Origin of the sequence: uncultured Veillonella sp., from assembly GCF_915069625.1 — a bacterium.
Classification (GTDB): domain Bacteria; phylum Bacillota; class Negativicutes; order Veillonellales; family Veillonellaceae; genus Veillonella.
This window is the reverse complement of record NZ_CAJZFD010000002.1, coordinates 13,567-29,479: the sequence shown is the minus strand read 5'-3', so window position 1 is coordinate 29,479 and position 15,913 is coordinate 13,567. Positions and strand designations below refer to the sequence as shown.

Annotated in this window: 14 protein-coding genes and 1 pseudogene; 4 read left to right on the top strand and 11 right to left on the bottom strand. The window is 38.7% G+C overall.

The window, feature by feature from the left end:
* The 6 genes and pseudogenes from QZ548_RS00245 to QZ548_RS00220 form a co-directional block, all read right to left on the bottom strand.
* Positions 1-350: pseudogene (locus tag QZ548_RS00245) on the bottom strand (hypothetical protein); the annotation flags it as partial.
* 138 nt (positions 351-488) lie between these two features.
* Positions 489-1,739 (bottom strand): inverse autotransporter beta domain-containing protein, encoded by a 1,251-nt coding sequence (locus QZ548_RS00240; protein ID WP_295867219.1) that lies wholly within the window; start codon positions 1,737-1,739, stop codon positions 489-491.
* A gap of 62 nt (positions 1,740-1,801) precedes the next feature.
* Positions 1,802-3,067: an inverse autotransporter beta domain-containing protein gene (locus tag QZ548_RS00235; protein ID WP_295867217.1), complete on the bottom strand. Its 1,266-nt coding sequence runs from the start codon at positions 3,065-3,067 to the stop codon at positions 1,802-1,804.
* Between the two features lie 24 nt (positions 3,068-3,091).
* Positions 3,092-4,222 carry an inverse autotransporter beta domain-containing protein gene (locus QZ548_RS00230; RefSeq protein WP_295867214.1) on the bottom strand — a complete coding sequence of 377 codons (1,131 nt, stop codon included), beginning with the start codon at positions 4,220-4,222 and terminating at the stop codon, positions 3,092-3,094.
* A 693-nt stretch (positions 4,223-4,915) separates the two neighbouring features.
* Entirely contained in the window at positions 4,916-7,750 is a 2,835-nt protein-coding gene (ileS, locus tag QZ548_RS00225; RefSeq protein WP_295867211.1) for an isoleucine--tRNA ligase, read from the bottom strand.
* A 371-nt stretch (positions 7,751-8,121) separates the two neighbouring features.
* Positions 8,122-8,775 (bottom strand): hypothetical protein, encoded by a 654-nt coding sequence (locus QZ548_RS00220; protein ID WP_238672597.1) that lies wholly within the window; start codon positions 8,773-8,775, stop codon positions 8,122-8,124.
* Between the two features lie 121 nt (positions 8,776-8,896).
* On the opposite strand from QZ548_RS00220, the gene QZ548_RS00215 reads away from it, so the two are divergent.
* Genes QZ548_RS00215 through QZ548_RS00205 form a run of 3 tightly spaced genes read left to right on the top strand, consistent with a single transcriptional unit; the run spans position 8,897 to position 10,820 of the window.
* The gene (locus QZ548_RS00215) at positions 8,897-9,538 is read left to right on the top strand and encodes a hypothetical protein (RefSeq protein ID WP_119206242.1); all 642 of its coding nucleotides are present in this window, start codon (positions 8,897-8,899) and stop codon (positions 9,536-9,538) included.
* A 9-nt stretch (positions 9,539-9,547) separates the two neighbouring features.
* Positions 9,548-10,162, top strand: coding sequence for a hypothetical protein (locus tag QZ548_RS00210; protein ID WP_295867207.1), 615 nt, complete (start codon positions 9,548-9,550; stop codon positions 10,160-10,162).
* A 13-nt stretch (positions 10,163-10,175) separates the two neighbouring features.
* Entirely contained in the window at positions 10,176-10,820 is a 645-nt protein-coding gene (locus tag QZ548_RS00205; RefSeq protein WP_119206240.1) for a hypothetical protein, read from the top strand.
* A 62-nt stretch (positions 10,821-10,882) separates the two neighbouring features.
* Here the strand turns inward: QZ548_RS00205 and QZ548_RS00200 are convergent, their stop codons facing one another.
* The 3 genes from QZ548_RS00200 to QZ548_RS00190 all read right to left on the bottom strand — a co-directional run bounded on the left by QZ548_RS00200 (position 10,883) and on the right by QZ548_RS00190 (position 13,232).
* Positions 10,883-11,518, bottom strand: coding sequence for a DUF805 domain-containing protein (locus tag QZ548_RS00200; RefSeq protein WP_295867204.1), 636 nt, complete (start codon positions 11,516-11,518; stop codon positions 10,883-10,885).
* 217 nt (positions 11,519-11,735) lie between these two features.
* Positions 11,736-12,305, bottom strand: coding sequence for a DUF805 domain-containing protein (locus QZ548_RS00195; RefSeq protein ID WP_295867198.1), 570 nt, complete (start codon positions 12,303-12,305; stop codon positions 11,736-11,738).
* A gap of 3 nt (positions 12,306-12,308) precedes the next feature.
* Complete coding sequence (locus QZ548_RS00190) at positions 12,309-13,232, bottom strand: DUF805 domain-containing protein (RefSeq protein WP_295867195.1); 924 nt, start codon at positions 13,230-13,232, stop codon at positions 12,309-12,311.
* A 166-nt stretch (positions 13,233-13,398) separates the two neighbouring features.
* On the opposite strand from QZ548_RS00190, the gene QZ548_RS00185 reads away from it, so the two are divergent.
* Positions 13,399-13,689: a hypothetical protein gene (locus tag QZ548_RS00185; protein ID WP_156719402.1), complete on the top strand. Its 291-nt coding sequence runs from the start codon at positions 13,399-13,401 to the stop codon at positions 13,687-13,689.
* A 138-nt stretch (positions 13,690-13,827) separates the two neighbouring features.
* On the opposite strand, the gene trpA is transcribed toward QZ548_RS00185, so the two are convergent.
* Both trpA and trpB read right to left on the bottom strand, forming a co-directional pair.
* Positions 13,828-14,619 (bottom strand): tryptophan synthase subunit alpha, encoded by a 792-nt coding sequence (gene trpA / locus QZ548_RS00180; RefSeq protein WP_295804540.1) that lies wholly within the window; start codon positions 14,617-14,619, stop codon positions 13,828-13,830.
* The gene (trpB, locus tag QZ548_RS00175; protein ID WP_105094572.1) at positions 14,612-15,805 is read right to left on the bottom strand and encodes a tryptophan synthase subunit beta; all 1,194 of its coding nucleotides are present in this window, start codon (positions 15,803-15,805) and stop codon (positions 14,612-14,614) included. Before trpB ends, trpA begins: the two co-directional genes overlap by 8 nt.
* Positions 15,806-15,913 lie beyond the last annotated feature (108 nt).

Sequence of the window (15,913 nt, the reverse complement as noted above, 5' to 3'; positions counted from 1 at the left end):
TAGCCAAGTCCTATACTGCCAGTTGTGCCTATAGATTGTGTAGATTGATTAAAGTCATATTCATATACAATTCCGCCCGCATTACGAGTTACATGGTTCGCATATCCATTGGCAATTTGACTTACACCGCCATGAGAGCTAACTTTTCCTTGTACAAATACTACGCTCTTAGAGTTGTTATCATAATGACCTATAGGTTGTAAGGTCTCTATGCCATATATTGGCTTGTGATTGGTTTGAAACTTCGCTGAAATATCAGTTCGATCAGCCCAATCTTGATAACTGCTAGAATTCACTTTCACAGCAGTATTTATATCAGTACTATCTGCGAAAGCAATAGTCCAGCACATCGTACAAGCTGCTACACAAAGTAGCAGTCGTATATTAAACTTAGTATTAAAATACATGTAATTTTTACCCTTCTCTCACATAGTTATTGTAGCAATATAATAATTGCCATCATCTGAGTAATTTTAATGCGTTACAGATTATAAACCAACATCGACAACGCCGTGGTCATAAGTTTCTTCCTCAACTTCTTGTACAACCATATCACTGCGATGTACCTTATCAAGCATCTTGGAACGAGCCGTTGTAATCGCGCTTTCACTATGTTTACCACCACGCCAAGCAAACTTGGATGTACCGATTGTATATTTCAAAGTTGCATAAGGACCACTCAAATGATGAGACGCTGTTTTATAACCCGCATCAAGAGTAAGATGTGGTGTAATATGGAATTCTGCCCCCACTTTAAAGCCTTTAATAGCATCGCGTTTAGGTAATTTATAATACCCTACTTTTACAGCCTCTCTACCACGCCAGTTATAATAGTCTGCATAGACACGAGCCCATCTAGCATTTTTAAATGTTCGAGCATAGCCAATATCATAACCTCTAGCTACAGTATTTTCACTTAGAGCCCAGTGATTTTCATAATCAACCCTAGCATAATCATAAAGACTTTGATCAGGATCCATTCCATATGGATACAATCCTGTAGGATCATACCATGTATCAGTTCGCCCATGAAGGCCTATATATTTTCTTTCATTAGATCCTAAATTTTTATAAATATTGGCATGGAATTCATTAAGCCCTACCACATATTCTAAGCCACCACTAACACGTTTATATCCATTTTTAAATGCATGGTCATAGAATGCATTGACACCAACGTAAGCATGCTCACCTTTACTAAGGCGACGATACCCTACACCAACATTAGCATTTATACCTAGAGATTCTTGTTTCTTCGTTTCACCCTCATGAACTGTGAAAGTCCCTGCCGGTCTATCTGGAACCCAATAGTTATTTAATTTATTAGAGGATATCTTTTCACCACTACGTCCTATACGCCCTTGTACAAAAAACACACTTTTAGTATGTTCATCATAATGAGTTACAGGTTGTAATGTCTCAATGTATAACTTGTTGAGTTCTGTAGATTTGGATTTATCAGAAGTCCCCACAATAGGATGATTTTCCCAAGGCGTAAAATTATGGAAGTGATGGCTACTCGACTCTTCAGAATTTTTCATACCAACGCCAACTACGATATCTGTACGATCCATCCAGTTAGAACGAACTGCTTCATGCTTAGCCACATTCACTTCTGTAGTAGAATCTGCAATACCTTGGCCATGTCCATTTTGTACATCTGCTGCAAAACCTGTAGCACTAAATGCACATGCTACAGCACCTAAAACCATTGCTTTTATCATTAATGTCTTGCTCATATAAATTACTTTCCTATTATTACATGTCTTATTTAATATCTATAATCTAAACTACAGTGGTATTATAGATGATCAATTGGCGCCAAATAATCGTATTCAATGTCATCAAAGGATTCTACAATCATGTCTTGACGACGTACCTTATCTAGCATTTTAGAGCGAGCTGTAGTAATCGTATCATCACTATGCTTGCCACCCCAGAAGGCAAATTTAGATGTACCTAATGTATATTTAAGAGTGCCATACATCCCTTTCGACATGTTATTGGCATTGTTATACCCAATATCTAAAGATATATGTGGTGTTAACTGTAATTCAGCACCAATTTTAATGCCTTTATAATGGTTAGCATTTCGTGCAGTAAACCATGGCACGGACCAATGACCTGGACGACCCCAATTATATTCTTGTTTGTGGTTAAATCCATTGCCATTCCAACGATACCCATTTACATAGGCACGAGCCCAACGTGCATTTTTAAAGGACCTTACAATCCCTATTTCATATCCATCTAACACGCCACCACCTACATAGGTATTATAATTTTCACTAGGAATGGTATTGTATGGGAATGTATCTGGATAGCCATTAGGATACAACCGTTTAGGATATGGATTACCGCCACCGCCTTTTACGAGTTCCTTATTACCAAGGCCTCTATACACATTGGCATACACTTCGTTGAGTCCATTCACATACTCTACACCACCGCTGATACGATTGTAATTTCCTGTGAAAGCACGATCTACAAAAGCGTTAACACCTACATAAGCATGTTCATGTTTACTAAGAATACGATAACCAACACCTAAGCTACCAACCGTTCCTAACGACTCAGATGTTTTTTCATCTGTATTGATTTCCGTAAAAACATCAAACCCAAATGGTGACATTACAAGGTCTGGAGTGAAATAACCTCTTACCTCTTTAGAGGAGATTTTCTCACCACCACGGCCAATACGACCTTGTACGAACACAACGCTCTTAGAGTTTTCATCATAATGGGTAATAGGTTGTAATGTTTCTATATAGGCTTTAGTGATATTCCCGTAATCTGATTTTGTATTGTAAAAGTTATTATTATAATCACTAGGGAACATCCCCTTATGCGAATCAGATGTACCACCAGTTTGAACACCTACGGCAATATCTGTTCGATCTAACCAATTGGAACGAACTGCTTCATGCTTAGCCCCATTCACTTCTGTAGTAGAATCTGCAATACCTTGTCCATGTCCATTTTGTACGTCTGCTGCAAAACCTGTAGCACTAAATGCACATGCTACAGCACCTAAAACCATGGCTCTAAATACTAACTTGCTTATCATATATTACTGTCTCCCCACTAGCCTTTATAAGTGATCATAAGGTACTACCATCCAGAATTCTTCATAGGTATTACCTACTCGCATTGGGCTGCGATTTACTTTATCTAACATTCTAGCCCGTGCATTGGTAATAGTATCATCACTATGCTTACCACCATGCCAAGCAAACTTGGATGTACCTAATGTGTATTTAACAAAACCATAGGCACCACTAGAGTTGTTATTATCTGATGTATACCCTACATCTAGAGAAACATGTGGTGTAAGTTGTAATGTAGTACCGGCTTGCCATCCGTGGCTTTTACCAACATTAAGAGTTAAGGCAGGACCTTCACCATGTGTTGTGGCACCTAAGCCATTCCAATGATAAGCGCCTACATAAGCACGTGCCCATCGGGCATTCTTAAAGGTGCGCGCATAGCTTACATCATATCCGGACAATGCTTTTTGAGACTTGTAAACTGTATAACCTGCAGTGCCACCATCTAACAAGAATTCAAAATAACCTTCATATAAAGGTACATTATAAGGTTCAGATTTTGTACTATTTAATCCCTTATAGATATTAGCGCGAACTTCGTTAAAGCCAGATACATATTCCAAGCCACCGCTGATACGGTTATATTTTTTCGAGAAGGAATGATCATAGAACGTATTAACACCTACATACGCATGTTCATGTTTACTGAGAATACGATAGCCTAACCCTACATTAGCAACAGTTCCCAATGATTTAGTATTATGATGTTCTTCAGGTCTATACCGTTGTTCTCCTTTTTTCGTAACTGGATTGTATGGATACCAATATCCCCCATTGCCACCAGAGAAATAGCTAGCTTGATCCTCTTGGCCACCTTTACCGATGCCACCTTGTACGAATAGAACTGATTTAGAGTTTTCATCATAATGGGTTAAGGGTTGTAATGTTTCTACCGAAACTTGAGCCCCTACCTTAGATTGGGTACCGACTATAATATCTGTACGATCCATCCAACTAGAGCGAACCGCTTCATGCTTAGCCCCATTTACTTCTGTAGTAGAATCTGTAATACCTTGGCCATGTCCATTTTGTACATTTGCTGCAAAACCTGTAGCACTAAACGCACATCCTATAGTCCCTAACACCAACGCCTTAATAATTATGTTTCTTCTCATGACTTATACGCTCCCCTCGTTTTGCATAAGAAATAAAACCACACAACACTGCCCGTTCTTCACGTTCATTTCATGGTTAATTCATCTTCATTATAGGTATGCTTGTTTCTATAGTCAATATAACTCCTTATAGTTAAACGACACTTAAAGATTCTCTAAATCATTATGTTACAAATTGATTTCTATTTTCAGGCATAAGAAAAAGACCACCCGCAAGCTGGGTGGTCTTTTTTCTGGGGAATGAAATTGTTATTTGAATAAAGGCAAGATTGCGTTTGCTAAACCAGTAAGTGCAGCCAAAATTGCTTTAACGATAGTTGCTACCATTGCTCTTCCTCCTTCTCATATAAGCACAATAACTAAACTAACTATAAACATCTTAAACTAGGATATTAAGTTTAATATGAAATGAGTAAATTTTTACACATTAATTTTTCATGAGGAAAATAAGAAGGTAGTAATTACTATAGATAGTTTTATGAGAAAGATAGCATGCAATGAATTCATAATTTTCTATAAAATTTTAATAGTTTATAAAACAATGTAATTATTGTACCTACTTCGAATCATAATATAATTACAATAATACCAACCAGTCAAAGCAAACCTATCAAAACAAAATAAAAACCCTTCTCTATTCCACCTTAGTCTGAAATTAACTAACGTGTTAGAGAAGGGTTTCTTATTTACAGATTATAGAGATTTAACAACCTCTGCACAGCGATGGCAAAGTGTAGGGTGTTCGCTATCTTTGCCTACTGTATCGCGGTGGATCCAGCAGCGTTCACATTTTTCAAGTTCAGATGGAGCAACTACTGTTGCAACGCCTGTTTCTTCGTCTTTTACAGCCTCTGCTGGAGCAGCGCCATTTACGATGTGAGCTTCGGATACGATAACGAGTTTAGCCAAGCCGTCTTTACCAAGAGCGTTCAATGCGTCGAATGCAGCGCCTTCAGCGTATACTGTAACGGATGCATCCAATGGGTGACCGATTGTTTTGTTTTGACGAGCAAGTTCCAATGCTTTTTGTACGGATGTACGCAAGTCTAACAATTGGTTCCATTTATCAGCCAATTCTTGGTTGAAGTGTTCAGGATGACCTTGTGGCCAATCTTGAAGCATAACGGATTCAGGCATGCCTTCTTCTTTAGGCATGTATTTCCAAACTTCTTCTGCTGTGAAGGAAAGTACTGGAGATACCATTGCTACTAATGTTTTCAAGATTTCATACATAGCTGTTTGAGCAGAACGACGAGCTACGTTGTTTTTGCTTTCAGCATACATAGTATCTTTCATTACATCAAGGTAGATGGAGCTCAAGTCTACTGTACAGAAGTTATGAATTGCATGATACAACATGTGGAATTCATAGTTTTCATATGCTTCAGTAACCTTTTGACGTACTTCTTCTAAGCGCAACAATGCCCATTTATCGAATTCGGACATATCTGCGTAAGCCACTTTGTCAGTGTTTGGATTGAAGTCATCCAAGTTGCCTAATAAGAAGCGGAATGTATTACGGATCTTACGGTATACTTCGGATAATTGTTTTACGATGTCTTTGGACAAACGTACGTCTGCTTGGTAATCTGCGGAGGATACCCACAAACGCATAACGTCGGCGCCGTATACGTCGATGATGTCGCTTGGTGCTACTGTATTACCTACAGATTTAGACATTTTGCGACCTTCGCCGTCCACAACGAAACCGTGAGTCAATACGGAGTTGTATGGTGCTTTACCTGTTGTTGCTACTGCAGTTAACAAGGAAGAGTTGAACCAGCCGCGATGTTGGTCAGAACCTTCAAGGTACATAGCACATGGTACATCTAAACCGTTAACTTCAAGTACGCCAGCCCAAGAGGAACCAGAGTCAAACCATACGTCCATGATGTCTGTTTCTTTTTTGAACTCATCATGACCGCAATGAGGACATTTGAAACCTTCTGGCAATAATTCTTTTGCACTGTGAGCCCACCAAGCATCGGAGCCTTCTACAGCTACTTTTTCTTGTAATGCTTTGATAGTATCATCGTTGATGATGTGCTCGCCGCAGCTTTCACAATAGTAAATAGGAATTGGCACGCCCCAAATACGTTGACGGGAAATTACCCAGTCACCACGGTCGCGAACCATGTTGAAGATACGGTCATGGCCCCATTTAGGAATCCATTGTACTTGATTGTCGATCGCATCTAGAGCTTGTTGACGGTAACCATCTACAGAGGAGAACCATTGCTCTGTGGCACGGTAGATTACAGGGTTTTTACAACGCCAGCAGTGAGCGTATTGGTGACGCAAGCTAGATTTGTGAAGCAATGCATTGTTGTGCGCCAAGATTTTGATAACAGGCACCTCTGCATCGTGAATTTCCACGCCAGCTAATGGGAATTCAGTATCGCCATAACGATTGTCGTCAACTTGTTTAGTGTAGTTACCAGTTTCGTTAACAAGGGATACGATAGGAAGCTCAACTTTACCTTCTTTGTTGTAACGTTGAACGATGTTAAAGTCATCTTCACCGTGTGCAGGCGCTGTATGTACGCAACCAGTACCTGCTTCGAGTGTTACATGGTCACCACACAATACAGTGGATTTACGTTCTACGAATGGATGTTTGAATTCAGCCAATTCTAAATCTGCACCAGAGAAACGATTTACGATTTCATAGTCTTCAATACCGATGTCTTTCATAGCCGCATCAACGAGTTCAGTAGCCATCAAGTAGTATTCGTCGCCTACTTTTACCCAGCCATATTCAAGTTCAGGGTTAACAGAGATTGCTACGTTGGCAGGCATTGTCCAAGGAGTAGTTGTCCAGATAACAGCGTATGCTTGTTTTGGATCTACGCCAGCTGGCAAAGTTACCTTTTTCTCGGATACGTAAGGGAATTTTACGTAGATGGAGAAAGATTTTTTCTCAGCGTATTCGATTTCTGCTTCTGCCAATGCAGTTTCACAGTGAGTACACCAATATACAGTTTTAAGGCCTTTATAGATGTGGCCACGTTTTGCCATTTCGCCAAAAATACCAAGTTGTTTTACTTCGAACTCAGGACGCAATGTCAAATAAGGGCGATCCCATTCACCCAATACACCAAAGCGAATGAAGTCTTGTTTTTGAGTTTCTACGCATTCTAATGCATATTCCTTACATTTGTTGCGCAAATCAAGAGGCGCCATTTCATGACGGTTAAGACCAGTGTTTTTAATAACCGCATGCTCGATTGGCAAACCGTGCGTATCCCAACCAGGGATGTAGCGAGTATAGTGACCAGTCATAGTCTTGTATTTCATGATGATGTCCTTCAACGTTTTGTTGAGGGCATGACCGATATGCAATTTACCGTTCGCATATGGAGGGCCATCATGCAAGATGAATGGTTTTGCGTCTTTACGCAATTCCAAACGTTTTTGATAAATTTTGTTGTCTTCCCAGAATTTTAAGATTTCTGGTTCGCGCTTAGGCAAATTGCCGCGCATTGGGAATTCTGTTTCAGGCAAATGTAACGTCTTACCGTAATCCATGATGTGCTCCTTTTACATAAAAAAATCGCCCGTCCCCGAAGGGACGGACGTAATATCCGTGGTACCACCCTACTGACCTTCTGTGAAAGCTAGAACATTCCGAGCATACGAAATAACTAGGCTTCATATTGTGAAAGCCACTTAGACATATAACGGTGTTCACCGGCAGGGTTCCTGCTTGCTCCAAAGTGATCCGCAAATCTCTAGATTTCCAAACCTTTCAGCCCATGAGTTTGGTCTCTACTAAATCCGTCTGAGACGTGCCGTCTTTTTCAACGCAATATTCATATAATAGATAATTATAGGGCTCCTAGACCTATATTGTCAAATAGATTCTACTAAGTTATGGTTATTTAATTAGAGTAATTAGACTAATTATAATCTCGCTCTAAATCAGGAAATCCAAAAGAAGCAAAATCATACCAAACTATTTTCCACATACCATCTGACAATTGTTTCATTTCTAGAGACAAACTTTTCAAGTTATTATCTTTTGTATCTAAACCAACAATTACAACGCTAATTTGTTCCGAGGACATCTTATATGTTTCTAAAGAAATTAGTTTAAATCTATCAACTTCACGTAACATAAGAATATGCTCAACAAATCTAGCATTTGGAGATTCCCCTTTCATTAGAGAATCTACATCACCACCTGTAAAAATAGTATGTATATCATTATTAAAACGGTCGTTAGCTAATAAATGCTCTAACTCAGCAAGATTTACCTTTCGATTTTTATAGGGAAATAAAATCTCTTTTTCCTTACCTTCGTTTATTAATTGTCTATAAAGAGCTAACTTTTTTTCATATCTCCTATTCGCCAAAGTATCAATATCAATTAATTTTTTTAATGTTTCTTCATCACCATTTTGAATCACATCGTAAATCAACTTTAGCGAATACTCTGGAGTACTCTTATACGTCATATTTTTATATACGCCGTATCCAACGCCTACTAAAGCACAAATTATCACTAAAATAATTAATATACTTTTAAACATACCAACCTGTTTAAACTTCATTAACATTTCATCATTCCTTTCAACCGCACATATTGCCTAGATTTATCTAATTAATGTACAATATATCATAAATAACATTTTATAGATAGTTTATATTTGTAGTGCGAAAGAGAGGAATACTATGAGAAAATTATCCCTTATGATTCTTAGTTTATGTATGTTACTACTATCTGGGTGTGCCACAATAGATTCAGATGTAAAAATTGATAGTGATGGTAGTGGCACTTGGAATGCTCAAATCAACTCACAAGCTGGCCCATTGCCAAAAGACTCTATTACAGAAATTATAAATGAATACAATATTCAAGACTATACCATCAAGGCTCTTGATGATCAAGGAAAAGAGATTACTGTAGATAATGGTGATGAAACACCTTATAATGTTTGGACTGTTAACTCAAAGTTCAACAACGTTGAAGAACTTAATAAAGTTAGAGATGCTATGACGTTAAGGAATAAAAACCAAGGGCCTTTACTTGCCTTGGAAAAAACAACTTCTGGTACTTATATTGTAGATTTAGGAACATCTCAAGGCAAAACAACAGTTACCGTATCTGGTGAAATTGATCCAGCAAGTGTTCAAACCGGAACACTAACAGATAAAAATACTGTTACCTTCACGCAAAACAGTCATATTCGTTTTATTTTTAAACCAAGCCACGGTTGGTTATTCTATATTGGCATCGGCGTAGCTATTGTTGCTGTCATTGGTGGTGGCTACATTTTCTACTTACGTCGTAAATATTATGGCGATGCAGCATAAGGAGAGCATATGAAACGTAACTTTATAATTACACTATTACTCACTTTTACGATGCTCTTCGTAACTGCATGTGGTAGTGATAATAATAACAAAAACAATAATGCTAACAGCAAATTTGAAGGCACTTGGATTGCTTATAATAAAACTAATGATAAAGATGATATTCAAGAATTAATCATTGAAAATATCGACGGCCAACTATTAGTATCTTTATATGATTACTCCTATTATCCTTTAATGGATTATTTTTCTAGTGGTCTTGAGGAAGCCGATGACACTAAAAATGGCGGGGATACAGCTCCTGCCAATGCAGACTATCTCTTAACAAAGTCTAGTGATTCTTTACACAACAAACTTACTGTTGCTATCGACAATAAATTAGATGTAGGTCCTAAACCAATTATTTATAACGAAAAAGATGGCACCTTAGTTTTCGACAAAGTAATCTTCAAAAAGCAATCTGACGATAATTCTATTCAAGCCTATTTACCAGCCTTAAAAGAAGATATGAAAAAACTTGTTGTGGAAGAACGCAAAAAAGATACATTTGGTAGTTTTAAACCAAAGCCAACAATTCAATTTGATTTTTCCTTTAATGATTCTATTTTAGATACCGCAAAATAAGGAGATATGGCATATGAAATACATTCTTAAACTTAGCTTAATTATGGTTATGCTGTTATCTACTATTATCATTGTAGGCTGCGGCAAAAGTGAAAGCGAAAACAAGTATCTAGGAACTTGGGTTGGCTATGATGGCAACAATGTTATGTACCGTATAACATTCCAAGAAAATGGCAAAGAATATATGGTAACAGAAGATAAACTATTTTATAAATCAGAGAAAAACTACCCTAGTCCTCATGGAACTCTCTTCCCATCAATTGATGATAGTGTAAAGCAAGCCAATAATACGTATAACATCAACTTTATTCTTCAAAAAGACTCTCGGACAACAACAGCTAGAGAGATTACACCTCAAAATGAAAAAGATGATAAAGAAAAAGATAAGTATAAAAATCAACTCAGCTACGATGAAGGTCGTACAATCATTAGATATATTGAAAAAGACAATACATTATTAATTAATGGTATTCGTTATAAAAAAGAAACATCTCCAGATGTAACTAATGATATTTTAAAGCAAATGCAAAATGCTAAACGTATTGAGTTAGAAACAAAATTCCATAAATATGGTAATCGTGCTATCGGATCTAACCACAATCTAGTCATCATAGATAAAATCACCTTTGATGATAGTATATTAACTAGTAGTAAATAACACCAAAAGCTCCTACATTAAGTAGGAGCTTTCTTTTATAAAAAAATATATTATTTATGTGACTACATCACACTTGTCGTTAGTAATCGATCTACCAGGAACCACAGCACAAAGATGGCACATAGTAATCCTGCTGTAAGGCCTGTGGTAGGTGTAGCATCAATCAAACCAATTTCATGAGCCATTTGTTTTGTAAGAATAACGTGCCCTGTTGGTAATCCAAAACGGTTTGTATGGCTTTCACCAGGAAGAGCCATTAACACTAACAATATAATTGTACCAATGACAGGAACGAGGCCAACAAAGACAAGTCCGCCAGAACGGCCTTGATCGTGCAAGCGTCGTACTGCAACAGCTACGCTAGGGATGACCATAACGACGGACATAAGTACAAGAATGACTAGCCCGAAGCCAACGCCAACGGCACTAGAGAGCGGACTAATATAGCTCAAGAACGCACAGGTAAACAGAATGGCTACAAATAGCAATTGGTACATCAAAAAGAAATTCCAATATTCGCTACGGCTAGCACGGCCTTCAAAGTCAGCGTATTTATAAACAAAGCATTGTTTAAAGTTTTCAATCATGCCTAGACTATACTTATCTAACGAAATAGGTGCTTTGCGGATACGTCCACAGTTTGGACAGTATCGTTCACTTTTTAACACCTCATGTCCACAATATGGACAAGGTCTCATAATAAACTCCTTCCATCCACAGCAGGAAACAGTGAAGCTCATAAAGTCCTGTTGCTTTAACACATATAGTAACTTAGATATGTTTTGAAGTAATCATATCTATATTTTTGAATTCATCTTGATTTCATTTTACTACAAAGTGTTATATTGTCTATAAAGGAGTTGTTAAACTTTTATAAAATAAAATAATAAGTATGCTATTTGATACAGGTTATTACTATATATAGCCATTGGCATTAATGCCATACCATAATATATCACCGATGGTATCTCCAAATACGATGGATTGAAGAATAAATATAGTGATGCCCATAATCCAGTCTTGTTTTCGGGATGGCGTTTCTTCAAGCCCCGTAGATTGACTTATTGTAGCAGTAATAGGAGTATAGGCAGTTCTTTCACCGTAGCTATTCTCAGAGGTATCACCCTGTTTCAATTCGTAGGTTAAGAATATAAAGAACCCAATAATTGGAATAAAGGATATCAGCTGAGTCCAGCCGCTGCGGCCAATATCATGCATGCGTCGCGTTGTGATAGCAATATTAGGAAGCACGAAAAATAGCATTACTAATAACGTAATCGTATCAATAATGGACTCAAAGTTATAGAGACCAACACCTTTACAAAGAATGGCTACAACTCCCAAGGTGCCTTCAACCATCATCATTCCAGCCATGAATCGCCAGTATTCACTACGGCTGGCACGACCTTTAAAATTGGCGTAGTTTTTGATACCTAGCACGAAGGCATCGGTATAGTTCAAATCATATACATTTACTGATGCCATAGTCTAGTCCTCCTCAAACTCTTCAAAACCAATGATTTTCCAACCATTGCCAGTGCTGTATAAACGAACTAACATAGATGGTCTGTTATCTACAAAGTCCACCCTATATCCTATATAGTCCACAATAGCATCATCATCAACATCTTGGGTGACATAGTCTAACAGTATAGACTCAACTTCAGCACGCGATTCTTTTGTCTTAGCTTGTTGCCACAGATCAAAGGTACCGTATCGTTCCATTTCACGACCGCTCAAATTGCGATACGCACTATGATAGTCTCCATTCGCCAGTTCTTTGTAATACTCTTTCACCACAAGATAGCCTTCTGTTGTGGCAGAATCACTATGTAATAAACGATTTGCTTTTTTGGTGAAAGCCCCCTGCCCTAAGTTCCCAAAGGCAGTTTCTTCTATCATATAGTTATGCCCCATCATAGATGTACCTACACTGTTTGCAATCCAGCCTAAAACAAGAACAGCCACGATGAAAGCCCCCGAAACAGATCGCTTCTCATTTTTACTAGGTTCTACAGATATCTGTTCATTAGTTATGCTTGTTTCTTGTGTTGGAGCCGATCTTTTACATAACAAATAGAGCAACGCAATCCATCCTAAAATAGGAACAAAGATGAGAATCATCAAGGTTGGATCATTATTGGAATCTCGTAACCGTCTCGCTACCAGCATAATGGTGGGCAATGTAAACAATACCGTCAATGCCGTCAATACGCCGCCCCCTAAGGATATGGCATATAAAAATCCATAGGGTATGAAGGTCGCAAGACCTGTTATAAATGTAACTAGACCGTATACAAAGGTCATAGCGCTTATGGTAAGCCAAAAGTCGGCTGTCGTTGTTCGTCCCTTATAATTCGCATAGTTTTCTACTAGCTCACGATAGAGGATTTCAAATACTCTCTGCTTCATAAATCTCCTACTATATTTAGATATGATACAAACTTAGATAACCCTATTATACTATGCTTTACCAACCCTATCATTTCATTTTTTCTTCATCAATTTCATCTATACTAATAATATATTTTTTACAACTAAAATTTGTGCAATTAAGTTTGTATAGGAGATAATAATTATGAACGCTAAATTGACTAAAGTAGTAGCTATGGCCAGCTTGGCAGCATTCTTATCCGTTGGTATTGGTGCCAATGTAGCACAAGCCAAAGATTACCACTTCAAAATCGGCGAAAACCATCGCATGGTAAAGAACGATGATGGCACAGTAGATAGCAGTGCTCATCCATGGTTCAAACCAGATCAAAAGAAACATAGAAAACACAAAATTTCTGAACGTGAAAAACATGACAAAAATGCAACTGCAAAACGCAGTGAACAACATCAACGTTCCGAATCTACAAACGGCTAATCATTCCCCTTTCATAACTGGTTATCCAGTCATATAACACATAACTAAACTAACTAACCTAAAAAGGACGTTATACACATGTATAACGTCCTTTTTAGTATGTATTGTATTATCTATTTTATTATGTATTAGCTGTTATTATGCGTCAGCTTTTAGCACAGCTTGTTTCATAGATTGTACGTAGTCAAACAACGCTTGGTCTGCATGTTCACCATGTTCTGCAACGATTTTAACGATAGCAGAGCCTACGATAGCACCGTCAGATACGCGCGCCATCGCTTCCGCTTGTTCTGGCTTAGAAATACCGAAACCAACGGCTACAGGAATATCTGTATATTTGCGAATGGTCTCAACGATGGATTTAATATCCGTTTTGATTTCGCTACGCATGCCTGTAACACCGAGGGATGATACGCAGTACACAAAGCCTTCTGCATCTTTTGCAATCATTTCGATGCGGTTTTCAGATGTGGGAGCGATCAAGGATACCACTTCAACGCCATGTTTATTGGCTACACTCCCGAGTTCCTCTTTTTCTTCAAAGGGCATATCTGGCACGATAACACCAGAGATACCAACCTCTTCGCAGAGGGTAAAGAATTTTTCACGACCGAATACATAGATTGGGTTCAAATAGGTCATGAACACGAGTGGTACTGTCACTGCATCATCACCACTGCGCAAACGACGTACCATATCAAAGATATCGTGAATTTTTACGCCTGTAGATAATGCGCGTGTGCTCGCTTCTTGGATAACTGGACCTTCCGCTGTTGGATCAGAGAAGGGAATACCAATTTCTACCATGTCGGCGCCAGCTTTCACCATGACGCGAATATAACGTTCTGTATTCTCGATGCCATGATCACCAGCGCTGATAAACGGGATGAATGCCTTGCCCTTTGTGAAAGCGTCTTTAATTTTACTCATGAAGATCCACCCCTCTGTATTTCGCCATAGCCGCTACGTCTTTGTCACCGCGACCAGATAAACAAATAATAATGATATCGTCCTTGCTCATAGTAGGAGCAATTTTACGAGCATGTGCCACTGCATGAGCACTTTCAATAGCTGGAATAATGCCTTCTAAACGAGACAAGTATTCGAATGCATCCACCGCTTCATCATCCGTTACAGGCACGTATTCAGCACGACCGCTATCGTGCAAGTACGCATGTTCAGGGCCGATACCAGGGTAATCAAGACCTGCAGAGATAGAATATACTGGAGCAATTTGGCCGTCTTCGTCTTGGCAGAAGTAAGATTTCATGCCATGGAAGATACCAACAGAACCTTTTGCGATTGTTGCTGCATGTTCCTCTGTATCAACACCACGACCAGCCGCTTCACAACCGATGAGGCGAACCCCTTCATCAGGAATGAAGTGATAGAACATGCCCATCGCATTGGAGCCACCCCCTACGCAAGCCATAACAGCTGTTGGCAATTTGCCTTCTGCTTCAAGGATTTGCTCACGCGCTTCGCGGCTGATGATGGATTGGAAATCGCGAACGATCATAGGGAATGGATGAGCACCCATAACAGAGCCCAATACATAGTGCGTATCAGACATACGGTTTGTCCATTCGCGCATCGCTTCAGATACAGCATCTTTTAATGTACTTGTACCAGTTGTTACAGGATGCACCTTAGCGCCCAATAATTCCATGCGATATACATTAAGCGCTTGACGTTCACAGTCTTCAGCACCCATGTATACTTCACATTCCATGCCCATCAACGCAGCGATAGTAGCTGTTGCCACGCCGTGTTGACCTGCACCAGTTTCAGCAATAACGCGAGTTTTACCCATCCGTTTTGCCAATAACATTTGACCGATTACGTTATTCAATTTGTGAGAACCAGTATGGTTCAAATCTTCCCGTTTTAAGTAGATTTTAGCGCCCCCAAGGTCCTTTGTCATGCGTTCTGCATAGTATAAAAGGGATGGACGACCTGTATATTTTTTATGTAAATCCTCAAGTTCGCGTACGAAATCAGGATCATCTTTGTACTTATTGTATGCCTCTTCCAATTCGATGACTGCATTCATCAATGTTTCTGGCATAAATTGGCCACCGAAGGAGCCAAAATAACCATGTCTTTGTTCACTCATATAACTTACCTTTCCATATGCCATTCCTACTAACACGCCTGTACAGCGTTACTATTGGCATCTATCTCAACAATCGATGAATTCCATCGGATGTGTCTAAAATATTAT

Excerpts from the sequence above, each read along its gene's own strand:
- QZ548_RS00220 (WP_238672597.1), bottom strand. The coding sequence starts at position 8,775 with ATGAAGTTTAAACAGGTTGGTATGTTTAAAAGTATATTAATTATTTTA.
- QZ548_RS00230 (WP_295867214.1), bottom strand. The coding sequence starts at position 4,222 with ATGAGAAGAAACATAATTATTAAGGCGTTGGTGTTAGGGACTATAGGA.
- trpA (WP_295804540.1), bottom strand. The coding sequence starts at position 14,619 with ATGAGTAAAATTAAAGACGCTTTCACAAAGGGCAAGGCATTCATCCCG.
- QZ548_RS00215 (WP_119206242.1), top strand. The coding sequence starts at position 8,897 with ATGAGAAAATTATCCCTTATGATTCTTAGTTTATGTATGTTACTACTA.
- trpB (WP_105094572.1), bottom strand. The coding sequence starts at position 15,805 with ATGAGTGAACAAAGACATGGTTATTTTGGCTCCTTCGGTGGCCAATTT.
- QZ548_RS00205 (WP_119206240.1), top strand. The coding sequence starts at position 10,176 with ATGAAATACATTCTTAAACTTAGCTTAATTATGGTTATGCTGTTATCT.
- QZ548_RS00195 (WP_295867198.1), bottom strand. The coding sequence starts at position 12,305 with ATGGCATCAGTAAATGTATATGATTTGAACTATACCGATGCCTTCGTG.
- QZ548_RS00190 (WP_295867195.1), bottom strand. The coding sequence starts at position 13,232 with ATGAAGCAGAGAGTATTTGAAATCCTCTATCGTGAGCTAGTAGAAAAC.
- QZ548_RS00210 (WP_295867207.1), top strand. The coding sequence starts at position 9,548 with ATGAAACGTAACTTTATAATTACACTATTACTCACTTTTACGATGCTC.
- QZ548_RS00200 (WP_295867204.1), bottom strand. The coding sequence starts at position 11,518 with ATGAGACCTTGTCCATATTGTGGACATGAGGTGTTAAAAAGTGAACGA.
- QZ548_RS00185 (WP_156719402.1), top strand. The coding sequence starts at position 13,399 with ATGAACGCTAAATTGACTAAAGTAGTAGCTATGGCCAGCTTGGCAGCA.
- QZ548_RS00235 (WP_295867217.1), bottom strand. The coding sequence starts at position 3,067 with ATGATAAGCAAGTTAGTATTTAGAGCCATGGTTTTAGGTGCTGTAGCA.
- QZ548_RS00240 (WP_295867219.1), bottom strand. The coding sequence starts at position 1,739 with ATGAGCAAGACATTAATGATAAAAGCAATGGTTTTAGGTGCTGTAGCA.
- ileS (WP_295867211.1), bottom strand. The coding sequence starts at position 7,750 with ATGGATTACGGTAAGACGTTACATTTGCCTGAAACAGAATTCCCAATG.